The following is a 22,931-nucleotide window of genomic DNA, read 5'->3' on the forward strand; positions in this document are numbered from 1 at the left end:
CCCGGCAGAACCGTATGTGTCTAGCTGCAAGCACTTCCCATCGTCTGTGATGACTACGGTGTAAGTGCATTCAACTGTCGAGTGCTTTGCGACCGACTGCAGTGGCTGCGCTTTGATATTTGCGATCAGCGCCATGCCAACTCTCCTTTACAGCGGAATGTTCCCGTGCTTGCGCCACGGGTTATCAAGCTGCTTGTTCTTGAGCATGGCCAGGCTGCGGCAGATGCGCTTGCGTGTCTCATGCGGCAGGATCACGTCGTCGATGAAGCCGCGTGCGCCGGCGACGAACGGGTTGGCAAAGCGCGCCTTGTACTCAGCCTCGCGGGCGGCCAGCTTGGCGGGGTCGTTCTTGTCCTCGCGGAAGATGATCTCCACCGCGCCCTTGGCGCCCATCACGGCGATCTCGGCGTTCGGCCAGGCCAGGTTCACGTCGCCGCGCAGGTGTTTGGAGCTCATCACGTCGTACGCGCCGCCGTAGGCCTTGCGCGTGATGACGGTGATCTTCGGCACCGTGCATTCGGCGTACGCGTAGAGCAGCTTGGCGCCGTGCTTGATGATGCCGCCGTATTCCTGGCTGGTGCCTGGCATGAAACCGGGCACGTCCACGAAGGTGATGACGGGGATGTTGAACGCATCGCAGAAGCGCACGAAGCGCGCGGCCTTAATGGAGCTCTTGATGTCCAGGCAACCCGCCAGTACCAGCGGCTGGTTGGCCACGATGCCCACGGTCTGCCCTTCCATGCGCGCGAAGCCAATGAGAATGTTCTTGGCGTAGTCGGGCTGCAGCTCAAAGAAGTCACCGTCGTCCACCGTCTTGACGATCAGCTCCTTCATGTCATACGGCTTGTTGGGGTTGTCGGGCACCAGCGTGTCCAGCGACAGGTCGGCGCGGTCGGCCGGGTCGTTGCTCGGGCGCACGGGCGCCTTTTCCTTGTTGTTGAGCGGCAGGTAGTTGTACAGGCGGCGCAGCATCATCAGCGCCTCCACGTCGTTCTCGAAGGCCATGTCGGCCACGCCGCTCTTGGTGGTGTGCGTGATGGCGCCGCCCAGTTCTTCGGCCGTGACCTCTTCGTGCGTGACGGTCTTCACGACCTCGGGGCCGGTCACGAACATGTACGAGCTGTCCTTGACCATGAAGATGAAGTCGGTCATGGCCGGGCTGTATACCGCTCCGCCCGCGCAGGGGCCCATGATCATGCTGATCTGCGGGATCACGCCGGACGCCAGCACATTCTTCTGGAACACGTCGGCATAGCCACCCAGGGAAGCCACACCCTCCTGGATGCGCGCGCCGCCCGAGTCGTTCAGGCCGATCACCGGCGCGCCGACCTTCATGGCCTGGTCCATGACCTTGCAGATCTTCTCGGCGTGGGTCTCGGACAGCGCGCCGCCGAACACCGTGAAGTCCTGGCTGAACACGAACACCAGGCGGCCGTTGATCATGCCGTAGCCGGTGACCACGCCGTCACCGGGGATCTTGGTGTTCTCCATGCCGAAGTCCGTGCAGCGGTGCTCCACGAACATGTCCCATTCCTCGAAGGTGCCGTCGTCCAGCAGCAGCTCGATGCGCTCGCGCGCGGTGAGCTTGCCCTTCTTGTGCTGGGCGTCGATGCGCTTCTGGCCACCGCCCAGGCGGGCGAGTTCGCGCTTTTTCTCCAGTTGATCCAGGATGTCTTGCATGGTCGCTCTTTCAGTGAAGTGCTATTTAAATAGTAGCTTGCAGCGCTTGTCCAGATTGCGCTGCAAGCAGATTTCGTGCTGCAGTGGAAGCCGCTATGCGCCCCGCGGTCACGTCCTGCTGCAGGCGGGGCAGCAGCTCGCGCACCTGCGGGTGCTGGCGGAAGGCCTGCTTCAGGCCTGCGTCGATGCGCTCCCACATCCACGCCAGGGATTGCCGCTCGCGCCGCGCGGCCAGGCGGCCGTTGGCCGTCTGCAGGCGGCGGAACTCCTGCACCGCGGCCCAGAAGCCATCCACCCCCTCGCCTTTCAGCGCGCTGAGCGTGATGACCTTCGGCGTCCACAGGGATTCGTCGTGGTGCGCATGCTCGGGGTTGCCATGCATGGACAGCAGGCGCAGGCTGGAAGTGATCTGCGCCTGCGCGCGTGTGGCGGCGTGCGGGTCGATGTCGGCCTTGTTGATGACCACCAGGTCGGCCAGCTCCATCACACCTTTCTTGATGGCCTGCAGGTCGTCGCCCGCGTTGGGCAACTGCAGCACGCAGAACATGTCGGTCATGCCCTGCACGGCGATCTCGCTCTGGCCCACGCCCACGGTCTCGATGATGACCACGTCATAGCCCGCAGCCTCGCACACCAGCATGGCCTCGCGCGTCTTCTCGGCCACGCCGCCCAGCGTGCCGCTGGACGGGCTGGGGCGGATGTAGGCATCGGGTTGGACCGACAGGTGCTCCATGCGCGTCTTGTCACCGAGGATGGAGCCGCCCGAGACGGTGGATGACGGGTCGATGGCCAGCACCGCCACCTTCAGGCCTTGTGCGATCAGGTGCAGGCCCAAGGCTTCGATGAAGGTGCTCTTGCCCACGCCAGGCACGCCGCTGATGCCGAGGCGAAACGCCCGGCCCGTGTGCGGCAGCAGCGCGGTGAGCAGTTCGTCGCCCTGCGTGCGATGGTCGGCCCGCGTGGATTCCAGCAGCGTGATGGCCTTGGCCATGGCGCGGCGCCGCACGGCGGGCGTGCCGTGCAGGATGCCTTCTTGCAGCTGCTGGGGGGTCACTGCGCCTGCGCCTTCTTGATTTGCTCCAGCACGTCCTTGGCGCTGGCCGGGATCGGCGTGCCGGGGCCATAGACGCCCTTGACGCCTGCACCGTAGAGGAAGTCGTAGTCCTGCGCGGGCACCACGCCGCCCACGAAGACGATGATGTCGTCGGCGCCCTGCTTTTTCAGTTCTTCGATGATGGCGGGCACCAGCGTCTTGTGGCCCGCGGCCAGGGTGGAGACGCCCACCGCGTGCACGTCGTTCTCGATGGCCTGGCGCGCGCACTCCTCGGGGGTCTGGAACAGCGGGCCCATGTCGACATCGAACCCCAGGTCGGCAAAGGCCGTGGCCACCACCTTGGCACCGCGGTCGTGGCCGTCTTGGCCGAGCTTCGCGATCATCACGCGCGGGCGGCGACCGAGCTGTTCGGCTGCCTGATCGATTTCACCCTTGAGCTTTTCCCAGCCTTCGGCCGAGTCGTAGGCAGCAGCGTACACACCGGTCACCTTTTGCGTATCGGCGCGGTGGCGCCCGAAGATTTTTTCCAGCGCGTCGGACACCTCGCCCACCGTGGCGCGTGCGCGAATCGCCTGGATCGACAGATCCAGCAGGTTGCCTTGGCCGCTTTCTGCTGCAGAAGTAAGAGCAGCCAGCGCTTTTTGGACCTGGGTTTGATCGCGTTTTGCCTTGATGGCGTTGAGGCGCGCAATCTGATTCTCGCGCACCTTGACGTTGTCCACCTCAAGGATGTCCACCGGGTCTTCCTTGGCAAGCTTGTACTTGTTCACGCCGACGATGACTTCCTTGCCCGAATCGATGCGCGCCTGCTTTTCCGCAGCCGCGGCCTCGATCTTGAGCTTGGCCCAGCCGGAGTCCACGGCGGCGGTCATGCCGCCCATCGCCTCGACCTCTTCGATGATCTTCCAAGCGGCGTCGGCCATGTCCTGGGTGAGCTTTTCCATCATGTAGGAGCCGGCCCAGGGGTCGATCACGTTGGTGATGTGGGTCTCTTCCTGGATGATGAGCTGCGTGTTGCGCGCGATGCGTGCGCTGAATTCGGTGGGCAGCGCGATGGCTTCGTCCAGCGCGTTGGTGTGCAGGCTTTGCGTGCCGCCGAACACGGCCGCCATGGCCTCGATGGTGGTGCGCACCACGTTGTTGTAGGGGTCCTGCTCGGTGAGCGACCACCCCGAAGTCTGGCAGTGGGTGCGCAGCATCAGGCTCTTGGGGTTTTTGGCGTTGAAACCCTTCATGATGCGGCACCACAGCAGGCGTGCGGCGCGCATCTTGGCGATCTCCAGGTAGAAGTTCATGCCGATCGCCCAGAAGAACGACAGGCGCCCGGCGAAATCGTCCACGTCCATGCCCTTGGCGATGGCCGTCTTCACGTATTCCTTGCCGTCGGCCAGGGTGAAGGCCAGTTCCAGCGCCTGGTTGGCGCCGGCTTCCTGCATGTGGTAGCCCGAGATCGAGATCGAGTTGAACTTGGGCATGTTCTTGCTCGTGTACTCGATGATGTCGCCGATGATGCGCATCGACGGCTTGGGCGGATAGATGTAGGTGTTGCGGACCATGAACTCCTTGAGGATGTCGTTCTGGATGGTCCCGGCCAGCTTGTCCTGGCTCACGCCCTGCTCCTCGGCTGCCACCACATAGCCGGCCAGCACGGGCAGCACGGCGCCGTTCATGGTCATGGAAACAGACACCTTGTCCAGCGGAATGCCGTCGAACAGGATCTTCATGTCCTCCACGCTGTCGACGGCGACGCCCGCTTTGCCCACGTCGCCCGTCACGCGCGGGTGGTCGCTGTCGTAGCCGCGGTGCGTGGCCAGGTCAAAGGCCACCGACACGCCCTGCCCCCCCGCGGCCAGCGCTTTGCGGTAGAAGGCGTTGGATTCTTCGGCCGTGGAAAACCCCGCGTACTGGCGGATGGTCCAGGGGCGCACTGAGTACATGGTTGCCTGCGGGCCGCGCAGGTAGGGCTCGAAGCCCGGCAGCGTATTGGCGTAGGGCAGGTCCTGCGTATCTTGCGCCGTGTACAGGGGCTTCACGCTGATGCCGTCGGGCGTCACCCAGTTCAGGGCATTCACGTCGCCGCCGGGCGCGGACTTGGCCGCGGCCTTGGCCCAGGCGGCAAGGTCGGCGGACTGGAAGATGGGATCAGGATGGCTGCTCATGGCGGGGGCGCTTTCGCAAAGATGGCAAAGAGATGTGGTTATGCGTGCTGCGTTTTCGCAATTTTGCGGAGTTTACCTGATCTGTAATTATTAATTCTTAGTTTTTTTCAGGTACAGTCCGCCCATGTCAGCCGTCACCCTCACTCCCCGCGCACTCTATGAACAAGTGGCGGAGCAACTGCGCCAGCGCATCTTTCGGCGCGAGCTGGAGCCTGGCAGCTGGATCGACGAGCTGAAGATCGCCGAGGAGTTCGGCATCAGCCGCACGCCTTTGCGCGAAGCACTCAAGGTACTGGCGGCGGAAGGCCTGGTCACCATGAAGGTGCGCCGCGGCGCCTACGTGACCGAGATGTCCGACAAGGACTTGCACGATGTCTACCACCTGCTCAGCCTGCTGGAGAGCGACGCCGCAGGCGTGGTGGCCGCCCGCGCCACGCCGGAGCAACTGCGCGAACTGGAGCAGCTGCATGCCGACCTGGCCGCCGCCGTGCAGGACCGCGACCGCTTCTTCACCATCAATGAGCGCATCCACATGCGCCTGCTGGAGATGGCCGACAACCGCTGGCGCAGCCAGATGGTGGCCGACCTGCGCAAGGTCATGAAGCTCAACCGTCACAACTCGCTGCTCAAGCAGGGACGCATCGAGGATTCGCTGGCCGAGCACGAAACCATCCTGGCCGCGCTGCGCGCGCGCGACCCGCAGGCCACGGTGGCCGCCATGTCCGCGCATTTCGCGCATGGGCTGGAGGCAGCGGGCTGACCGGGCCCGCCCCTCATCCGCCGTTCTTTTTTCCGTCGCGTGAGCGACAAGTTTGCGAACGATCGTGCGAAAACGCGCGTGCCCGGCCTATGATTCCGCTTTTTGCCCGGCGGCTTGGCTCCGCAATGTCGCCCCGCCCTGCCGGCACGCACTGCACGTATTGCACGCATGAATTCCCCCACCCCCGACCTGCGCGGCGTGCAGACGCTGCCCGAACTGCTGGCGTTCCGCGCCGCCCTCACTCCCCACAGCGAGGCCTACCGCGCCTGCGACCCCGGCACCGGCCAGTGGATCAGCCTGACCTGGGCACAGACCCAGGAGCGCGTGCAGCAGTGGAGCCGCGCCATTGCCGCATCGGGCCTGCCACAGGGGGCGCGCATCGCCATCCTGCTGCCCAACGGGCTGGATGCCATGAGCATCGACCAGGCTGTGATGGCCACGGGCTGTGTGCCCGTGCCTCTGCATGCCATCGACAATCCGGGCAGTATTGCCTACATCCTGGCGGATGCCGAGGTGTCGCTGCTCGTCGTGGAAGAGCCCGAGCAATGGCGGCGCATCCGCGACGTGGGCATGCCGCTGCCGCACCTGATGGGCGTGGTGACGACCAACGCCAGCACCGGCCTGCCCACCGCCGCCGAGCAGGACGTACCGGTCGCATCGCTGGCTGCCTGGCTGCAGCATGCCGCGGCAGATACGCCGCTGCCCTCGCCGCCCGGCCCTGAGGATCTGGCGGCGATCGTCTACACCAGCGGCACTACCGGCAAGCCCAAGGGGGTGATGCTCAGCCATGCCAACGTGGTGGCCGACGTGAAGGCGGTGCTGGAGCGCATCGCCCCCACGCCACAGGATGTATTCCTGTCCTTCCTGCCGCTGTCGCACACCTTCGAGCGCACGGGCGGCTACTACCTGCCCATGGCCTCTGGCAGTTGCGTGGTCTATGCGCGCTCGGTGGCGCAACTGGCGGAGGACTTGAAGAATGTGCGCCCCACGGTGCTGGTGTCGGTGCCGCGCATTTATGAACGCGTGCATGCCAAGCTCATCGAGACGCTGTCGCCCTCGCCCTTGAAGATGCAGCTGTTCCAGGCCGCGCAGGCCGTGGGCTGGAAGCGGTTTTGCGCCGCGCAGCGCCTGCCAGCACCCCAGGACGACGGCGCGGGCGGCTGGATGCGCGCCCTGCCCTGGCCGCTGTTGCGTGCCCTGGTGGCCAAGCCGCTGCTGGCGCAGTTCGGTGGCCGCGTGCGCGTGGCCGTGAGCGGGGGCGCGCCGCTGTCGCCCACCATCGCGCACTGCTTCCTGGGCCTGGGCCTGCAACTGGTGCAGGGCTACGGCATGACCGAAACCACGCCCGTGGTCAGCGTGAACACGCTGGAGGACAACGACCCGTCCACCGTCGGCCGCGCCTTGCCGGGCGTGGAGGTGCGCATCGGCGAGAACCGCGAACTGCAGGTGCGCGGCCCCATCGTCATGAAGGGCTACTGGAAGCGCCCCGAGGATACGGCCCGCACCGTCTCCGCCGACGGCTGGCTGGGCACGGGCGACCAGGCCGAGATCGTCGACGGCCGCATCCGCATCCTGGGACGCATCAAGGAAATCATCGTCACCTCCACGGGCGAGAAGGTGCCGCCGGCCGACCTGGAGCTGGCCATCACCGCCGATGCGCTGTTCGAGCAGGCCTTTGTGGTGGGCGAGCAGCGCCCCTTCATCGCCTGCGTGGCCGTGGTGCATGCCGAAGAGTGGCGCCAACTGGCCGGGCAACTGGGACTGGACGCCAACGACCCTGCCAGCCTTGCGCACCCCAGCGCCCAACGGGCGGCACTGGCGCGCATCGAGAAGCTGGCGGCCGGCTTCCCGCGCTATGCGGTGCCGCGCGCCGTGCATCTGGTGCGCGAGCCATGGACGATCGAGAACGCGTTCATGACACCCACGCTCAAGCTCAAGCGCACCAACCTCATGGCGCACTACGCGGCCGCCATCGAGGCCATGTACCAAAAGCGCTGCTCAGGCCCCCACCGCTTGCAATGACCGCGCAAGCGGGGCCTGGGCCGACCCGGCGTCCCCCTCGCTTCCCGGCACGCGGTAGACGCGCCCGAACCGATTGGCCAGGAAGTCCTCCAGCGCGATCTGCTCTTGCCCGATGAAACCGGCCTGCGGAAGCTGGCCCGCGATGACCAGGTCCAGCGCCGCGCAGATGCCCGCGGCCGTGGTCCGCTGGATGGCGCTGAGCATCTGCCCGCGCACCGGCGCGCCCAGGATGTGGGCGGCATAGCTTTCCTGCACCAACCGGCCGTCCCGCTGGCCGCGCGCGCTGGCGAGGATCACGATCACGTCTTGCTGCGTGGTCGGGACGGCGCCGTCCAGCAGTTCCTTGAGCAGGTCGCGCCGGTCGCGCAGGCGCAGCTCGTGCAGCAGCAGCTGCAGGATGGCATGGTGGCCGGGGTAGCGCACCGACTTGTAGTCGAGCTGCCCCACGCGCCCCTCCCAGGTCTGGGGCAACGTGCCCAGGCCGCCCGAGGTATTGAAGGCCTCGTATTCCACGCCGTCGATCAGCAGCGTTTCCAACCCGTCGAGCGCAGGCACGCTGGTGCGCCGGCCCTGCACGATGGCGTCGCACGGGTTGCAGTATTCGTTGATCAGGCCCTCGGTGCTCCAGGTCATGGCGTAACGCAGGGCGCCCTGGGGGTAGCGCGGCAGCGCCCCCACGCGCAGTTGCAGCGCTTCCACGCGGTCCAGGCGCTGCGCCAGGGCGTTGCCCACCACGCCGATGAAGCCGGGCGCCAGCCCGCACTGCGGCATGAACGCGCTGCGCGCGCCTTCGGCCAGCGCCTGGATGGCACGGGTGCTGGCCACGTCCTCCGTCAGGTCGAAGTAGTGCACGCCATGGCGTGCACACAGCGTGGCCACCGGCACGGCTTGGTGGAACGGCAGTGCGTTCAGCACCGCATGGTGCCCGGCAATGGCAGCCTCCAGCATGGCGTCGTCCGTCACCTGCAAGGTGGCGGCGCTGTGGACCTGCAGGCGCTTCAGTGCGGCGGCGTCGCGGTCGGCCACGGTGAGCGTGTAGCTGCCCGCGTCCTCCAATAGCAGCGCAATGGCACGGCCGATATGGCCCGCGCCCAGGATCAGTACGCGGTGCGGGTGGGAAGCATTGACGGGATGCAGGCGGGTCATGGCGGTCTCCTTGCGTTGTCGTTCGGTAGAGCCATGCTAGGCCGGATCGTTGTCAGTGTGTAGCATCACAACTGTCGATAAAAGCATCAACGATCGTCATATCGACGGCATTACGCGACGTATCGGCAGCATTGGAGATGCCCGTGGAACTGGACGCACTGGACCAACAACTGCTCAGCCTGCTGCAGGCCAACGCGCGCGAGGGCACGGCCGAGCTGGCGCGCCGCCTGGGCCTGGCGCGCACCACGGTGGTGGCGCGCATCGCGCGGCTGGAGCGTGAAGGGGTGGTTGCTGGCTACGGCGTGCGCCTGGGCCAGCGGCTGGCAGGCAGCGCCGTGCGCGCGTGGTGCGCACTGCGCGTGCTGCCCAAGGCCGGGCCGGCGGTGCTGCAAATGCTGCAGGCCCTGCCCCAGGTGGAAGAGGTTTCGGCGGTGAGCGGGCCGTTCGACTACCTGGTGTTCCTGCGCTGCACCAGCCACGAGCAGCTCGACGGCCTGCTGGACCGCATCGGCCAGCTGGACGGCGTGCAGAACACGCAGACCAGCATCGTGCTCAGCCGCAAGATCGACCGCCGCAGCGTGGGCGGGTGATGCTCTATTAATGAGAGCTGCTAGCGCTTGATGGATAAGCGCTGAGGCCGTTTTCCTTCCGTCATCAGCCCAGCAGCCAACCTGCTGCGCCGCACAACGGCACCACCAGCCACGGCGGCACGCGCGCCCATACCAGCGCGGCAAAGGCCGCCAGTGCCAACGCCAGGTCGGCTGGCGCATGGATGGCGCTGGTCCACACCGGGTGGTAGAGCGCCGCCAGCAGCAGGCCCACCACGGCGGCATTCACGCCCGCCAAGGCCGCCCGGGCACGTGCGTTGTGCCGCAGCCGCTCCCAGAACGGTAGCGCGCCCGCCACCAGCAGGAATGCTGGCACGAAGATCGCCACCAGGCATACGGCCGCGCCCAGCCAGCCGCCCGCGCCGTGGCCTGCCGCAGCGCCCAGAAAGGCCGCAAAGGTGAACAGCGGCCCCGGCACCGCCTGCGCCAATCCATAGCCCGCCAGGAAATCGTCGGCCGCCACCCAGCCGGTGGCCACCACCTCGGCCTGCAGCAGCGGCAGCACGACGTGGCCGCCGCCGAACACCAGGGCGCCGGCGCGGTAGAACGCATCGGCCAGCACCAGCCATCCTTGAGGCCAGGCGCGCGCAGCCAGCGGCAGCAGCACCAGCAGCGCCGCACATGCGGCCAGCAGCAGCGCTCCGGTACGCGGTCGCACCCCGGCCGCCAGCCCGCCCTCCGATGGTGGAGCCGGCATGGCGCCCGCGCGCCCCCACAGGGCCAAGCCGGCCAGCGCCGCCACCAGCATGGCGCCCACCTGCCCCACCACGCCCGGCCACAGCAGCGCAAGCGCACAGGCCAGCACCATCAGCAGCCGCCGCGCCGGCCCGCGGCACAGGCTGCGCGCCATGCCCCAGACGGCTTGCGCCACCACGGCCACGGCCGCCACCTTCAGGCCGTGCAGCACGCCCGCGGGCACGAGGCCCTGCCCCGCCACCAGGCCCAGGCCCAGCAGCGCCATCACCAGGGCCGACGGCAGCGTGAAACCCAGCCAGGCCGCCAGTGCGCCGCCCCACCCCGCTTGGCGCAGGCCCAGCGCCAGACCCACCTGGCTGCTGGCGGGGCCGGGCAGGAACTGGCACAGCGCCACCAGGTCGGCATAGGCGTCTTCCGTCAGCCAACCGCGGCGCGCGACGAATTCCTCGCGGAAGTAGCCCAGATGGGCCACCGGCCCGCCGAACGACGTCAGGCCCAGGCGCAAGAAGATGAGGAACACCCGCCAGGCGCTGGCTTGGTGGCGTGTGGCGGCGAAAGGAGAAATGGGTGGCATGCAGCGGGCGCGAAACCCCGAGTATCGCTATTGCGCGTGGCGCGCGGATGACTGGCGCCGCGTGCCAGCAGCGGAGCGCGGCGCGTGCGCGCGCAAGCAGACCTCCTGATCCTTGCGGCCGCAGCCGCTGTGGGCATCAGATGGCGCAGGGCCCCATCCACACCCCGCTGCGCAGGCCGGCCGGCGGCTGCTGCGCCCAGACCTGGGCACACACCTCCCAGGCAGGCTCCTGTACGTTCAGGCCCGCGAAAATGCCGTAGCCTTCGCCCGCACGGATGTCCTCACCCGCGCTCAGGCTCTCGCCGGCCTTGATGGCGCCCTGCGTGTGGATGCACTCGCCCGCCTTGATGCCCCAGCCGGCCTCCAGGTGCGTCAGGCCGCTGATGGCTCCGCCGACCACGATGCCCTGCCCCGCGCGCAGGCTGCCTTCGCCGCTCACATGCCCGCCCACGCGCAGGCTTTTGCCGCAGTCGATGCCGCCGTGCACCAGCAGGTCCTGTCCCACGAAGGCGCTGGCGCCCACGCTGAGCGCGCCGTGGCAGACCACGTCCCACGCCGCGCGCAGGTCGCCGCCGCAGTGCAGCGATTCCTGCACCTGCACGCCCCAGTCGGTGCGCAGGTGGCCGCCGCAGTGCAGCCGCCCATCGCTGTGGATGTGCGCGCCGGCGCGGATGTCCTCGCCCGCCACGATGGCCCTGCCGGCGCGGATGCCGCCCCCTGCGTGGAGGGAGCGGCCGACGTGGATCACGCCGTCCACCTCGATGCCGCCGCGCACCTGCACGGTGCCCGCGAACACCAGGGCCTCGGCCTCCAAGCTGTCCAGGTGCAGCACTGCGTTCGAGGGGCCGAACTGGCCCAGCAGCCATAGCGCGTCGTCCACGCGGCCGGCGGCCACCAGCTGGTCCAGCGCCTGCTGGTAGCCCACACCGTCCTCGACATGGCGCACGAACCAGCGAAAGCCGTTGGCGCAGGGGCTCTTGGCCCGGAGAAACTGCTTGGTGAATTCCATGCGACGCTCCAATCCTTGCAAGGCGCCCGTGCGGTGCTGCTGCGGGGGCCCGGGGTGACCCGGCGAACGAAGGGCCCGCGTGAGCGGGCGTGGGAAGGCGTCGTCCGCCGTTGCGCAGGGCGGGTGCCCGGCGATGGTGGTTCTGCGCGTTGGAAAGAGGAAGGGTGCTTTATCGCCGGGCGGAGGAATGTGCGACCGGCTGGTATGGCCAGAGCACACGCGCCACGACGCCCACGCGGTTGCGCGCACGGGTGCGGCGGACGGGTGTGGTCGGGAACATGGGCGCGCATGCTAGCAGTGCGCAGTCCGGGGGACAACCTTGTCGCACGGCGGCGCGCGGTCTTTGGTGCGCCGCCGTGCGTGCTGCGCGGCGGATGTGCATGCGCATCCGCCGCGGGCTGGGGATGGCGGTGTCAGAACGACACGCGCACGCCCACCGTCACGTTGCGCCCTGCCAGCGGGGCCGCGTCCTTGATGAACGAGGTGTGGGCGTAGGCCAGGCGGTCCGTGAGGTTGCGCGCCTTCAGGTACACCTGCCACGGCGTGCCACTGCCCGTGCGGCCGTTGTAGGCCAGGCCCAGGTTCAGCATGCCGTAGCCAGGCGTGGCGGTCTCGAACGCGGCCACGCGGTTTTGCCGCGCTACCTGCACCCATTCCACCGCGCCGTCCCAGTCGCGCCAGTTGGCATCCAGGCGCAGGCCCACGCGTGCGGGGGCGATGCGCGGCAGCCGTTCGCCACCGTCCAGGCGGGCACGCACGCTGTCGCCGAACAGGGTGACCCCCAGGCGCTGCGTGATGCGCTGGCGCACCCGGCCCTCCATGCCGGTAAAGGTGGCGCCCGCCTGGCTGTACTGCAGCAGCTGCAGGCCGTCCAGTTCGTCGAGCGTGCGGCCGTAGATGTAGTTGCGGATGCGGTTGTGGAACACGCTCACGTCAAACGTGGTGTCCCCGCTGGTCTTGCGCAGGCTCAGGTCGATGTTGCGCGAGGTTTCCGCACGCAGACTGGCGTCGCCACGCTCGTAGGTGGATGTGGCCATGTGCAGGCCGCGCGCGTACAGCTCCTCGGCGGTGGGCGCACGGTGGGCGCGGGTGATGCTCGCACCCGCGGCGTAGCCAGGCGCAAAGCGCCACACCGCGCCCAGCGATGCGGAGGTGCCGTGGTGGCGCCGCTCTACACCGCTGTCCTGCGCTTCGGCGCTTTGGCGGTCGTGACGCAGCGCGGTCTCGATGCGCCAGTCGCCATGCCAGTCGCCCAGGCGGTATTCCTCCAGCAGAAACACGCCCCACTGGCGCGTGAGGGTGGGTTGCACGTAGGCCTCTTCTCCCGCGGCGCTGAACTTGCGCTGCCCGGTCTGCAGGCCCAGCACGCCGCGCCAGCCGGCCACGGGCTCGTGCTGCAGCTCCACGCGCAGGTCGTGGGCCTTGTTCTTGAAGGTGGTGGCGACGGTGCCCTCCTCCACCTCGTCGTGTACGTAGTCGGTCACGCCCGCGCGCAGGCGCAACGCGGAGAAGCCGGTGAACGGGTCGCGCAGCTCACCGCGGATGTCCACGCGCTCGCTGCGCAGGTCCACCACAGGAACGGCTTCGTGGTCGTGGTCGTGGTCATGCCCGTCGTCCTCGTGGTCGTGCTCGTCATGGCTGCCGCAGTGCAGGTGGTTGCCATGGGTGTGGCAGCCTTCGAAACTGTGGCTGTGGCCCGGCAGGCCGTATTTGGCGTTCTGGCGTGTGAAGGCCAGGCCCAGGTAGCCACGGCTGCCAACCCAGGACAGGCCCACGCTGCCGGTACCCGTGCGGTTGAAGCTGCCGGGCACGCTGCGCCCCTCGGCCCAGCCGCTGCCCACGCGGTAGTCGTCGGCGTCCCGACCGGCGGCCTCCACGTGCACGGCCAGGTTGCCCGCGCCGCCGGTCAGCGCGACAGCGCCGGCCTTTTCGCGGGCCGCGCTGCCGGCGCGCAGCTCGGCGCTGCCTTCGTAGCCCTTGTCAGGCACGGCCGTGGGCACCTTGCCGTCCAGCACGTTGACCACGCCGCCCACGGCACCGCCGCCGTAGACCAGCGCCGACGGCCCGCGCAGCACTTCGACCTGCGTGGCCAGCAGCGGCTCGGCCGCCACGGCGTGGTCCGGGCTGACGGTGGAGGCGTCGTGCAGTTCGGACCCGTCAGAGAGCACGCGCACGCGCGGGCCGTCCATGCCGCGAATCACGGGGCGGCTGGCGCCCGCGCCGAAATGGCTGCCGGTGATGCCGGGCTCGCCGTCCAGGGTCTCGCCCAGCGTGGCTTCGCGCTGGCGCACGAGGGCGTCGCCCTCCAGCACAGACACGGGCTGCGTCATTTCGGACACGCCCAGCTGCAAACCGCTGGAGGACACGGTGACCTCGGGCAGGCGGGCATCCGCCTGCGCCCACGCGGGTGCTGCGCTGGTCAGGCACAGCAGCGCGGCCCAGGCCAGCGGGTGCATTGCGCCCGGCATGCGGGCGAAAGGGGTGAAGGAGTTCATACAACGATTTCCGTCAAAAGGCGGCAGGCGCGCGCGAACGCTAGGGCCGCACGCGGCCGCGCTTGAAAATTGATTCAAAAATGCCTCTAGCGCTTATGTATCAAGCGCGAGCAGCTATAAAAAGAGGAGTTTTTGCGACGCCGGCACGCAAAGGCGGCGGCGCGAGGCGAGGTGCCTCAGGCGCTCAGGGGCGGAGCGCGGGCATGGAAAGGCGCCGCCCGGCCCGCGCGCGGCACCGGCGCGGGGGACCTGACAGGGGGCAGCTGCGGCTGTGCCTGGACCTGCGCGGGGGCCTGGCCCAGCGCGGCGCCCACCAGCGTCTGCTCGTCCAGCACCTGGCAGTCGGCGGCCCCGTGCCCCGCAAACAGCGCATGCAGGGTGTCCAGGGCCTGTTGCCCGGCGCTTGCCGCATCCCGTGCATGCCCGTCGCCGTGCAAGGCATGCGCCAGCCCCTGCCCCGCGGGCAGGTGCAACACCTGGTGCATGCGCCCGAGTGCGGGCGCGAGCACCAGCGCCAGCAGCAGCCAGGTCAGGGCCAGGCGGCGGCGCAGTTGCGGCAAGAGCGCGGGTGTCAGGGACATGCGGGCTGGGTGAAAGGTGCAGTCGTCAGTGGGCGTGCTTCATGCCGCAGTACTTGCCGATCGCCAGGTTCTTGCAGGCGGCCTGCAGTTCCTTGCGGCAGGTTTCTTCGCCCTTGCCGGATTCCAGGCACTTGGCAGCGGCCTCGTGCGCCGCGGCCATGGCGCGGTGGCGCTCGATGTCGACCTTGGTCTGCTGCGCGGTGTGCTCCTGCGCGTGCGCGACGGCGGCGCAGGCCAGCAGCAGGGTGGCGAGCCAGGGTTTCATGGGTTGCTTCCTCCAAAGTAACACCGCGCCGCTGTTGCGGCGCGGGCCCGGGAGGATAGCGCAGGAACCCGCGGGGATTCCCAAAAGGCTGCGCGGATGCGCCGCTTTGGGAAGGCGGTGGACCCGCTGGCGGCGACCTGGGCCTCGCAGCGGTCAGGCGCCGGGCTTGAGGTGCCGTGCAAAGGTCTTGCGGAACTTCTCCACCTTCGGCCCCACGACGAAGGCGCAATAGCCCTGGTTGGGGTGGTTGCGGTAGTAGTCCTGGTGGTAGTCCTCGGCGGGCCAGTAGTTCACCAGGGGTGCCACCTCGGTCACCACGGGCGCGCCAAAGAGCTTGTCCTGCCCCATCTGGCGCAATAGGTCCTCGGCCACATCCTGGTGCGCGGGGTCGGTGAAGTAGATGGCGCTGCGGTACTGCGTGCCCACGTCGTTGCCCTGGCGGTTGAGGGTGGTGGGATCGTGCGTGGCGAAGAAGATCTCCAGAATCTCGCGCACGCCGATCTGCGCGGGGTCGAACGTCACGCGCACCACCTCGGCGTGGCCGGTCGTGCCGCTGCACACCTGCTCGTAGGTGGGCTCGGCTACGTCGCCATTGGCATAGCCGCTTTGCACGTCGGTCACGCCGCGTACGCGGTCGAACACGGCTTCGGTGCACCAGAAGCACCCGCCGCCGAGGGTGATGGACTGCAGATCGGACATGGGATTGCGCCTCGTGAAGGGAATGAAAGCCTCATCATAGAAATGAAGCGAAGGCGCCGTCCCGCGTCTGCCCTTGCGTTGACGGGGGCAAGGCGGGTTGCTATATTACTAACCAGTCAGTCAGTAATTTATGGCCACCCTCCCCCCAGTCCTCGAATCGTCCGAACCCCCGCGCCGTGGCCGCCGCAAGGAAGCCCGGCCCGGTGAATTGCTGGACGCTGCCCTGGAACTGTTCGTGGAAAAAGGGTTTGCCGCCACCCGGGTGGACGAGGTCGCCGCGCGCGCGGGCGTGTCCAAGGGCACGCTGTTCCTCTACTTCCCCAGCAAGGAAGACCTTTTCAAGGCCGTGGTGCGCAAGAACATTGCGGGCCGCTTCCCTGAATGGGACCTGGAGATGGAAACCTTCGAGGGCACGAGCAGCGAACTGGTGCAGTACTGCTTTCAGACGTGGTGGGAGCGCGTGGGCTCTACCAAGGCATCGGGCCTGGGCAAGCTCATGCTGAGCGAGGCCAACAACTTCCCGGAGATCGCTGAGTTCTACCGCCGGGAGGTCGTGGAACCCGGCCACCGCCTGATCCGCCGCATCCTGCAGCGCGGCATGGACCGTGGCGAGTTCCGCCCGCTGGATCTGGACCATGCCGTCTATCTGGTGCTGGCGCCCTTGATGTTCCTGATGTTCTCGCAGCCTTCGCTGTCGCTGTGCATCCCGAACCCCGACACGTTCTCCGCGCAGGAGTACATCCGCCTGCAGGCCGAGAACGTCTTGCAGGGGCTGTGCGTGCGGCCGACCTAGAATCAGGGGTTTGTCTGAACCACAGTGACCCGCCTCCGGAGTACCCCATGAACATGCCTCTGAACACGTCCGCTGACATTTGCGATCCTACCGAGCAGGCCCGCTACAACATGGTCGAGCAGCAGATCCGCCCGTGGAACGTGCTGGACGAGGCGGTGCTGGAGTTGCTGTTCACCGTGCGCCGCGAGGAGTTCGTGCCTCCGGCCTACCAGGGGGCCGCCTTCATCGACACGCAGATCCCGCTGAACCCCTCGGTGGAAGAAGCCGAGCGCCTGGGCCAGGTGATGCTGGCGCCGCGCGTGGATGCGCGCATGCTGCAGGATCTGCAGGTGCAATCCTCCGACCGCGTGCTGGAGATCGGCGCGGGCTCGGGCTACATGGCCGCGCTGCTGGCCGCGCGCGCCGAGCGCGTGGTGTCGCTGGAGATCGTCCCGGAGCTGGCCGAGTTCGCCCGCGAGAACCTGCGCAGTGCCGGCGTGGACAACGCCGAGGTGCGCCAGTCCGACGGCGCGCTGGACCCCATCCCCGATGGTCCGTTCGATGTGATCGTGCTCAGCGGCTCGGTGGCCGAGATTCCCCAGCGCCTGCTGGGCCTGCTGCGCGACGGCGGCCGCCTGGGCGCCTTCGTGGGCCACATGCCGATGATGCGCGCCACGTTCGTGCGCCGCCAAGGTGACCGGTACGAGACCACTCAACCCTGGGATGTGGTGGTGCCGCGCCTGCGCCACTTCCCGGAGCCGACCCGCTTCAAGTTCTGACACCCCTTCAGCGTCCTTCAGGAACCTTTGCATGATCGACCACGTGCGCCCTGCCCAACTGGCCGACTGGCTGACCGCTAACGCCGGCAGCCGCCCGCTGGTGCTGGACGTGCGTGAGCCGTGGGAGCTGCAGACCGCCAGCGTGACGCCCCAGGGGTTTGAGCTCGTCGCCATCCCCATGGGGGAGCTGGCCGCACGGCTGGATGAACTGGACCCCGCCCGCCCTGTGGCCTGCTTGTGCCACCACGGCATGCGCAGCCTGCGGGTGGCGGGCTTCCTGGCGCACCAGGGCTTCGACCAGGTGGCCAATATCACGGGCGGCATCGAGGCCTGGTCGCATGAGCGCGACCCGGCGGTGCCCCGGTATTGAGCCACCACGGACGTCGCCCGGCGTGCTGCAGCCTTCCCATTGATCACCGCAGACCTTCCTGAAGAACGCCATGACATCACTGCAACGGTTGCTCTCCGTTTCCCTGGCCGTGGGCGCCTGCGCGCTGGGCGCCCTGCCCGCGCAGGCGCAGAGCCTGTCCACGCTGGTGGAATGGGCGCGCAGCTATGACGCCCCGTGGCAGGCAGTTGCAGGCCGCCGACAGCCGTGCCGAGCAGGCGCGCGCAGGACTGCTGCCCAGCGCCGCGCTGAATGGGGGCGTGACCTACGCCCGCACCGACCTGACCCGTGGCCCCCTGCCCCCGCTGGACCTGCACGCCCCTACCCAGACCGTGGGCGTGGTGGCCTCGCAGCCGCTGTACCGGCCGGCCAACCGCATCGGCTTCGAGCAGGGGCAGCGCGGGATCGACATTGCCCGCGCGCAGCGTGACGCGGCCGAGCAGGACCTGCTGGTGCGCGTGAGCCAGGCGTATTTCGATGTGCTGGCCGCCCAGGACACCCTGACCTTCGTGCAGGCCCAAAAGGTTGCCGTGGCCGAACAACTGGCCGCGGCCAAGCGCAATTTCGAGGTCGGCACCGCCACGGTGACCGACGAGCGCGAGGCCCAGGCGCGGCACGACCTGGTGTCGGCCCAGGAGATCGCGGCCGAGAACGACCTGCACGTCAAGCGCCTGGCACTGGAGCAGACCGTGGGCCGCTCGGGCCTGACCCCGCTGCCCCTGGCCCAGCCGGTGCAGCTGCCCGCGGTGCAGCCGGCCGATGTGAACAGCTGGGTGCACGTCGCGGAAGATCAGCAACCCCAGGTGCGCCAGGCAGCCATCGCGCTGGACGTGGCGCGCCTGGAGACCGCCAAGGCCGAGACTGGCCACCTGCCCACGGTGGATCTGCAGGCGGGCTACAGCGTGCAGCGCACGCCCAACGGCACCGTCACCATGCCGGGCGTGCACTCCCGTGCCAACGTCGCCAGCGTGGGGGTGGCGCTCAACCTGCCGCTGTTCGCGGGCTTCGCGGTGCAAAACCGGGTGAAGGAAACCCTGTCGCTGGAAGACAAGGCGCGTGCCGACTTGGACCATGCGCGCCGCAGCGTGGCCCAGGCCACGCGCGCCGCGTTCTTCGGCGTGCAGTCGGGCCAGAGCCAGGTGCGGGCGCTGCAGGCGGCCGAGGCGTCCACCCAGAGCGCGCTCGAAGCCAACCAGCTGGGCTACAAGGTGGGCGTGCGCATCAACATCGACGTGCTCAACGCCCAGAGCCAGCTCTACCAGACCAAGCGCGACCTGGCCGTGGCACGCTACAACGTGCTTATGGGCACGCTGCGCCTCAAGCAGGCCGCCGGCACCTTGTCCATGGACGACGTGGTGGCGGTGGACAGCCTGCTGAGTCGCTGACACTCTGCGATACCCACCGCTATTGCTATATAAACAATAGCTGCTTGCGCTGGATGGATAAGCGCTAGAGGCTTAAAAGACCATCATTCCCGGTCAAGGCCCGCCGCGTCACCCGTCCGGTCCACGGCATAACGCAGCTCCACCATGCCCGTCCCCAGGGGCTGTGCGTCAAGCAGGCGCAACGCGGTGCTGGGCAGCCGGCGCGGAAACAGCGGCTTGCCCCGTCCCAGCGTGACCGAGCCCACCTGCAGGATCAGCTCGTCCAGCAAGCCAGCGTCGTAGAACTGGCCGGCAAGGTCCCCGCCGCCAACCACCCAGAGGTTCTTCGTCCCCGCGGCCAAGCGCATGGCCGCATGCACCGGCCGCACGTCGCCCTGCACGAAGCGGATGTCCGCCCCGTCGATGCCCGGCAGGCGGCGCGAGGAGAAAACCCAGGCGGGCTGCGTGTAGGGCCAGGCGGAGCCCGTTTCGGCGCGCACGGCGTCCGCGTTGCGCAGCATCCATTCGTAGGTGGATGACCCCATAGCCAGGGCACCCACCTGCGCGATGAAGGCGGGATAGCTGGATTCCTCCAGGCTGCCCAGGGTGAAAAGCCAGTCCAGCGAGTCGTCTTCCGTGGCAAGGAAGCCGTCCAGGCTGGTGGCGGTGAAATACTGGGTTTTCATGGACGGTTTATAGCGCGTGGGCCGTCCCGCAAAGCTCTGCAGGGTCAGGGCAGCAACTCGACGCCCAGCGGCCGCACGGCGAGCGCGAACAGGCCGAAGCAGACCACGGTGATGGCTGCGCTGGCCAGCAGGGTCAGGCCGAACCCGATGCGCGGCAGCAGCCAGGGAAAGGCCAGAAACATGGGCAGCGTGGGGACCACGTACCAGAACGTGTACCAAGCGTGGTTGGCGATCTTTTCCTGCGGCTGCTTTTCCACGTACAGCCAGACCAGCGCGAGGAACGTCACCAGCGGCAGCGCCGCCAGCAATGCGCCCAGCTTGTCGCTGCGCTTGGCTGCTTCGGACACGGCGACCACCACCGCCGCGGTGATCAGGTATTTGGTGACGAGCCAGCCCATCGGCTTTTACAGTTGGTGTACCACCAGGCGGAATTCTGGGTCGTCCTCGAAGGTGCGCACCTCGAAGCCCAGGCGCCGCATCAGCTTGAGCATGGTCGGGTTGTTGGCCAGCACCAGGCCCTGGATCTCGGCCAGGCCGCGATCGCGTGCCACGTCCATGATGCTGAGCATCAGGCGCGAGCCCAGCCCTTTGCCGGCGAAGTCGTCGGCCACCAGCAACGCGAACTCGCAGCTCGTCTGGTCGGGGTTGGTCACGTAGCGCGACACGCCCACGATGCGCTCCTTGTGGCTCACCTCGCCCTCCTCGTCCACCACGCGCTCGCGGTGCACGGCCACCAGGGCCATCTCGCGGTCGTAGTCGATCAGGGTGAAACGCGCCAGCATCGAAGGCGGCAGTTCGGCCAACTGCGACACGAAGCGGAAGTAGCGGCTCTCGGGCGACAGTTCCTTGACCAGGCGCTGCACCATCTGCGCATCGTCCGGGCGGATTGGTCGCACCAGATACTCACCCCCGCCGCGCAGCGGCCAGACTGCTTCATAGCGCGCCGGATACGGCAGGATGGAGAGGTGGCCGTAGTGCCCGTAGCCGGCCACCTCGCCGCGCGAGCCGCCCTGGGCGGTTTCATGGATGACGATGCGCGCGTCCACGGCCACGGCGCCCTGCTCGTCCACGATCAGGGGGTTGATGTCCATCTCGCGCAGCTGGGGCAGCGCGCAGACCATCTCGGACACGCGCAGCAGCACCTGCTCCAGCCCTTCCAGGTCCACGGCGGTGGCGCCGCGCCATTCGCCCAGCGTCTCGGCCACGCGCGAGCGGTCGATGAGCCGCCGCGCCAGGAATTGGTTGAGCGGCGGCAACTCCATCGCGCGGTCGTTGATGAGCTCGATCATCGTGCCGCCGGCGCCAAAGGTGATCACCGGGCCGAAGGGCTCGTCGCTGACCAGGCCGATGCAGGTTTCGCGCCCGCGGCGCCCGCGTGCCATCTTCTGCACCGTTACGCCGTTGATGCGCGCGCCGGGCTGTACCCGCGCCACACGCTGCACCATGTCGGTGTAGGCATCGCGCGCGGCCGATCCGTTGTGCACATTCAGCGCCACGCCGCCCACGTCGGACTTGTGCGCGATGTCGGGCGAATCGATCTTGAGCGCCACGGGGAAGCCGAGCTGCGTGGCGATCATCATCGCCTCGTGGCTGCTGCGCGCCAGCAGCGTCTTGGTCACCGGGATGTGGAAGGCCGCCAGCAGCGTCTTGGACTCCATCTCGGTCAGCACGTTGCGCCGCTCGGCCAGCACGCTCTCGATCACCAGGCGCGCGCCCTCGATGTCGGGCTTGGACAGCGTCGTGAGCGGCGGCGGTGTCTGCTGCAAAAGCTGCTGGTTCTGGTAGAACGAGGCGATGTTGCCGAAGGCGCCCACCGCGGCCTCGGGCGTTCGGAAGGTGGGAATCTGCGCGGCCCGCAGGATGCGGCGCGCCGGCACCACCGAGGCGTCGCCCATCCAGCACGACAGCAAGGGCTTGGAGGCCAGGCGCTTGGCATCGGCCAGCACGGTGGCCACGGCTTCGGCGTCGGCGCCGGCCTTGGGCGAGAAGATGGCCAGCAGGCCATCGATCTGCTTGTCACGGAACGCCGCCTCCAGCGCCAGGCGATAGTGCTCCGGCCCCGCTTCTTCCGACAGATCGATCAGGTCCGCCAGCGAGGCCAGCGGCGGCAGCTTGGGTGACAACGCAGCGCAGGTCTCGGGCGAAAAGCGGCCCAGGTCCAGGCCGATCTCGTTTTCCCAGTCGGCCGCCAGCACGCCGGGGCCGCCGCCGTTGGTGATGATGGCCAGGCGCTTGCCTACGGGCCGGTAGCGCGAGGCCAGGCACTTGGCCGCCGAAAACAGCTCCACGAACGAGCGCACGCGCACGGCGCCCGCGCGGCGCAGCGCGGCGTCGAACACATCGTCGCTGCCCACGATGGCGGCGCTGTGCGTCTGCGCCGCCTCGTTGCCTGCAGGCTTGCGCCCCGCCTTGAGCACCACCACCGGCTTGGCATAGGCCGCCGATCGCAGGGCGCTCATGAAGCGGCGCGCATTCTGGATGCCCTCCATGTAGACCACGATGCTCTGCGTGCGCGCATCGTTGGCCAGGAAGTCCAGCGCCTCGCTCAGCCCCACGTCGGTGTGCGGGCCCAGCGAAATCACGCTGGAAAAGCCCACCGCGTTGTTGCTGGCCCAATCCAGGATGGACGAGGTGAGCGCGCCCGACTGACACACCAGGGCCAGCGACCCCTCGCGCGCCAGCGGCCCCGCGGCGCTGGCGTTCAATTGCAGCGACGGCCGCTGCATGCCCAGCGAATTGGGCCCCAGCAGGTGGATGCCCTCGCGACGCGCGATCTTGCGCAGCTGCTCCGCCAGTTGCGCATCCACGCCGTTGGACAGCACCAGTGCCGAGCGGCAGTTGATGCGCCCCGCTACCTCCAGCGCGGCGGGCAGGTCTTGCGGCGGCTGGGCGATGATGGCCAGGTCCGCACGCGTCTGCGCCAGGTCGGCCAGCGTGCCGCTGGTATGGATGTCCAGGTAGGTGAGCGTGCCCGTGAAGCGCTGGGCGGCCAGCGCCTCGCGCAGCACCTTGGCCTGGGGCGTGTGCGTGTCGGGCGCATCGGCGTTGCCGGCCAGCACGACGATGGAGCTGGGCGTGAACAGGGGCGTGAGGTAGTGCTTGTCCATCATGATGGAGCGATTCTCTGCCATCCCGGCATTGCTTGGCGAGACAGGCAACGCCAGCGGCTTGCGCTGTGTCAGCGCCCTCGCAGT

General features: G+C 68.3%; 19 protein-coding genes and 1 pseudogene. 7 read left to right on the top strand and 13 right to left on the bottom strand.

Annotated features, from left to right (window positions below; translation table 11 throughout):
* Positions 1-147: 147 nt before the first annotated feature.
* The 3 genes from K2L43_RS09540 to scpA are packed head-to-tail and all read right to left on the bottom strand — an operon-like array spanning position 148 to position 4,893.
* Complete coding sequence (locus K2L43_RS09540; RefSeq protein ID WP_015913374.1) at positions 148-1,680, bottom strand: acyl-CoA carboxylase subunit beta; 1,533 nt, start codon at positions 1,678-1,680, stop codon at positions 148-150.
* Between the two features lie 25 nt (positions 1,681-1,705).
* Positions 1,706-2,734, bottom strand: coding sequence for a methylmalonyl Co-A mutase-associated GTPase MeaB (gene meaB, locus K2L43_RS09545; RefSeq protein ID WP_084002089.1), 1,029 nt, complete (start codon positions 2,732-2,734; stop codon positions 1,706-1,708).
* Complete coding sequence (gene scpA / locus K2L43_RS09550; RefSeq protein ID WP_220637409.1) at positions 2,731-4,893, bottom strand: methylmalonyl-CoA mutase; 2,163 nt, start codon at positions 4,891-4,893, stop codon at positions 2,731-2,733. Before scpA ends, meaB begins: the two co-directional genes overlap by 4 nt.
* Positions 4,894-5,017: 124 nt before the next feature.
* Between scpA and K2L43_RS09555 the strand changes: the two genes are divergently transcribed.
* The gene (locus K2L43_RS09555) at positions 5,018-5,653 is read left to right on the top strand and encodes a GntR family transcriptional regulator (RefSeq protein ID WP_015913371.1); all 636 of its coding nucleotides are present in this window, start codon (positions 5,018-5,020) and stop codon (positions 5,651-5,653) included.
* Between the two features lie 168 nt (positions 5,654-5,821).
* The gene (locus tag K2L43_RS09560; protein WP_220637410.1) at positions 5,822-7,675 is read left to right on the top strand and encodes a long-chain fatty acid--CoA ligase; all 1,854 of its coding nucleotides are present in this window, start codon (positions 5,822-5,824) and stop codon (positions 7,673-7,675) included.
* Here K2L43_RS09560 and K2L43_RS09565 read toward each other — a convergent pair.
* The gene (locus K2L43_RS09565) at positions 7,652-8,821 is read right to left on the bottom strand and encodes a saccharopine dehydrogenase NADP-binding domain-containing protein (RefSeq protein WP_220637411.1); all 1,170 of its coding nucleotides are present in this window, start codon (positions 8,819-8,821) and stop codon (positions 7,652-7,654) included. The genes K2L43_RS09560 and K2L43_RS09565 overlap by 24 nt on opposite strands.
* A 137-nt stretch (positions 8,822-8,958) precedes the next feature.
* On the opposite strand from K2L43_RS09565, the gene K2L43_RS09570 reads away from it, so the two are divergent.
* Positions 8,959-9,411, top strand: a complete 453-nt coding sequence (locus K2L43_RS09570) for an Lrp/AsnC family transcriptional regulator (RefSeq protein WP_047351494.1) — start codon at positions 8,959-8,961, stop codon at positions 9,409-9,411.
* A gap of 64 nt (positions 9,412-9,475) precedes the next feature.
* Here the strand turns inward: K2L43_RS09570 and chrA are convergent, their stop codons facing one another.
* From chrA to msrA, 6 genes are all read right to left on the bottom strand, one after another.
* Complete coding sequence (gene chrA, locus K2L43_RS09575; RefSeq protein WP_220637412.1) at positions 9,476-10,699, bottom strand: chromate efflux transporter; 1,224 nt, start codon at positions 10,697-10,699, stop codon at positions 9,476-9,478.
* A 136-nt stretch (positions 10,700-10,835) separates the two neighbouring features.
* Entirely contained in the window at positions 10,836-11,708 is an 873-nt protein-coding gene (locus tag K2L43_RS09580) for a FapA family protein (RefSeq protein ID WP_220637413.1), read from the bottom strand.
* A gap of 413 nt (positions 11,709-12,121) precedes the next feature.
* Positions 12,122-14,203, bottom strand: coding sequence for a TonB-dependent receptor domain-containing protein (locus K2L43_RS09585; protein WP_220637414.1), 2,082 nt, complete (start codon positions 14,201-14,203; stop codon positions 12,122-12,124).
* Positions 14,204-14,379: 176 nt separating this feature from the next.
* Positions 14,380-14,784: a hypothetical protein gene (locus K2L43_RS09590; RefSeq protein WP_011805275.1), complete on the bottom strand. Its 405-nt coding sequence runs from the start codon at positions 14,782-14,784 to the stop codon at positions 14,380-14,382.
* A 25-nt stretch (positions 14,785-14,809) separates the two neighbouring features.
* Positions 14,810-15,049, bottom strand: coding sequence for a hypothetical protein (locus K2L43_RS09595; protein WP_135147687.1), 240 nt, complete (start codon positions 15,047-15,049; stop codon positions 14,810-14,812).
* A 153-nt stretch (positions 15,050-15,202) separates the two neighbouring features.
* Positions 15,203-15,748, bottom strand: coding sequence for a peptide-methionine (S)-S-oxide reductase MsrA (msrA, locus tag K2L43_RS09600; RefSeq protein WP_135147688.1), 546 nt, complete (start codon positions 15,746-15,748; stop codon positions 15,203-15,205).
* A 130-nt stretch (positions 15,749-15,878) separates the two neighbouring features.
* On the opposite strand from msrA, the gene K2L43_RS09605 reads away from it, so the two are divergent.
* The 4 genes and pseudogenes from K2L43_RS09605 to K2L43_RS09620 all read left to right on the top strand — a co-directional run bounded on the left by K2L43_RS09605 (position 15,879) and on the right by K2L43_RS09620 (position 19,072).
* The gene (locus K2L43_RS09605; protein WP_220637415.1) at positions 15,879-16,541 is read left to right on the top strand and encodes a TetR/AcrR family transcriptional regulator; all 663 of its coding nucleotides are present in this window, start codon (positions 15,879-15,881) and stop codon (positions 16,539-16,541) included.
* A 47-nt stretch (positions 16,542-16,588) separates the two neighbouring features.
* Entirely contained in the window at positions 16,589-17,299 is a 711-nt protein-coding gene (locus tag K2L43_RS09610) for a protein-L-isoaspartate O-methyltransferase (RefSeq protein WP_172206831.1), read from the top strand.
* Positions 17,300-17,330: 31 nt separating this feature from the next.
* Positions 17,331-17,669 carry a rhodanese-like domain-containing protein gene (locus K2L43_RS09615; RefSeq protein WP_011805270.1) on the top strand — a complete coding sequence of 113 codons (339 nt, stop codon included), beginning with the start codon at positions 17,331-17,333 and terminating at the stop codon, positions 17,667-17,669.
* A 70-nt stretch (positions 17,670-17,739) separates the two neighbouring features.
* Positions 17,740-19,072 (top strand): annotated as a pseudogene (locus tag K2L43_RS09620) (TolC family outer membrane protein).
* A gap of 83 nt (positions 19,073-19,155) precedes the next feature.
* Here K2L43_RS09620 and K2L43_RS09625 read toward each other — a convergent pair.
* The 3 genes from K2L43_RS09625 to K2L43_RS09635 are packed head-to-tail and all read right to left on the bottom strand — an operon-like array spanning position 19,156 to position 22,847.
* The gene (locus K2L43_RS09625; protein WP_220637417.1) at positions 19,156-19,737 is read right to left on the bottom strand and encodes a dihydrofolate reductase family protein; all 582 of its coding nucleotides are present in this window, start codon (positions 19,735-19,737) and stop codon (positions 19,156-19,158) included.
* A 44-nt stretch (positions 19,738-19,781) separates the two neighbouring features.
* Positions 19,782-20,135 carry a DUF3147 family protein gene (locus K2L43_RS09630; RefSeq protein ID WP_011805267.1) on the bottom strand — a complete coding sequence of 118 codons (354 nt, stop codon included), beginning with the start codon at positions 20,133-20,135 and terminating at the stop codon, positions 19,782-19,784.
* A 6-nt stretch (positions 20,136-20,141) separates the two neighbouring features.
* The gene (locus K2L43_RS09635) at positions 20,142-22,847 is read right to left on the bottom strand and encodes a bifunctional acetate--CoA ligase family protein/GNAT family N-acetyltransferase (protein WP_220638986.1); all 2,706 of its coding nucleotides are present in this window, start codon (positions 22,845-22,847) and stop codon (positions 20,142-20,144) included.
* Positions 22,848-22,931 lie beyond the last annotated feature (84 nt).

Source organism: Diaphorobacter sp. MNS-0, assembly GCF_019602835.1.
Taxonomy (GTDB): Bacteria; Pseudomonadota; Gammaproteobacteria; order Burkholderiales; family Burkholderiaceae_C; genus Diaphorobacter; species Diaphorobacter nitroreducens.

Excerpts from the sequence above, each read along its gene's own strand:
- K2L43_RS09540 (WP_015913374.1), bottom strand. The coding sequence starts at position 1,680 with ATGCAAGACATCCTGGATCAACTGGAGAAAAAGCGCGAACTCGCCCGC.
- scpA (WP_220637409.1), bottom strand. The coding sequence starts at position 4,893 with ATGAGCAGCCATCCTGATCCCATCTTCCAGTCCGCCGACCTTGCCGCC.
- K2L43_RS09555 (WP_015913371.1), top strand. The coding sequence starts at position 5,018 with ATGTCAGCCGTCACCCTCACTCCCCGCGCACTCTATGAACAAGTGGCG.
- K2L43_RS09560 (WP_220637410.1), top strand. The coding sequence starts at position 5,822 with ATGAATTCCCCCACCCCCGACCTGCGCGGCGTGCAGACGCTGCCCGAA.
- K2L43_RS09565 (WP_220637411.1), bottom strand. The coding sequence starts at position 8,821 with ATGACCCGCCTGCATCCCGTCAATGCTTCCCACCCGCACCGCGTACTG.
- K2L43_RS09570 (WP_047351494.1), top strand. The coding sequence starts at position 8,959 with ATGCCCGTGGAACTGGACGCACTGGACCAACAACTGCTCAGCCTGCTG.
- chrA (WP_220637412.1), bottom strand. The coding sequence starts at position 10,699 with ATGCCACCCATTTCTCCTTTCGCCGCCACACGCCACCAAGCCAGCGCC.
- K2L43_RS09580 (WP_220637413.1), bottom strand. The coding sequence starts at position 11,708 with ATGGAATTCACCAAGCAGTTTCTCCGGGCCAAGAGCCCCTGCGCCAAC.
- K2L43_RS09585 (WP_220637414.1), bottom strand. The coding sequence starts at position 14,203 with ATGAACTCCTTCACCCCTTTCGCCCGCATGCCGGGCGCAATGCACCCG.
- K2L43_RS09590 (WP_011805275.1), bottom strand. The coding sequence starts at position 14,784 with ATGTCCCTGACACCCGCGCTCTTGCCGCAACTGCGCCGCCGCCTGGCC.
- K2L43_RS09595 (WP_135147687.1), bottom strand. The coding sequence starts at position 15,049 with ATGAAACCCTGGCTCGCCACCCTGCTGCTGGCCTGCGCCGCCGTCGCG.
- msrA (WP_135147688.1), bottom strand. The coding sequence starts at position 15,748 with ATGTCCGATCTGCAGTCCATCACCCTCGGCGGCGGGTGCTTCTGGTGC.
- K2L43_RS09605 (WP_220637415.1), top strand. The coding sequence starts at position 15,879 with ATGGCCACCCTCCCCCCAGTCCTCGAATCGTCCGAACCCCCGCGCCGT.
- K2L43_RS09610 (WP_172206831.1), top strand. The coding sequence starts at position 16,589 with ATGAACATGCCTCTGAACACGTCCGCTGACATTTGCGATCCTACCGAG.
- K2L43_RS09615 (WP_011805270.1), top strand. The coding sequence starts at position 17,331 with ATGATCGACCACGTGCGCCCTGCCCAACTGGCCGACTGGCTGACCGCT.
- K2L43_RS09625 (WP_220637417.1), bottom strand. The coding sequence starts at position 19,737 with ATGAAAACCCAGTATTTCACCGCCACCAGCCTGGACGGCTTCCTTGCC.
- K2L43_RS09630 (WP_011805267.1), bottom strand. The coding sequence starts at position 20,135 with ATGGGCTGGCTCGTCACCAAATACCTGATCACCGCGGCGGTGGTGGTC.
- K2L43_RS09635 (WP_220638986.1), bottom strand. The coding sequence starts at position 22,847 with ATGATGGACAAGCACTACCTCACGCCCCTGTTCACGCCCAGCTCCATC.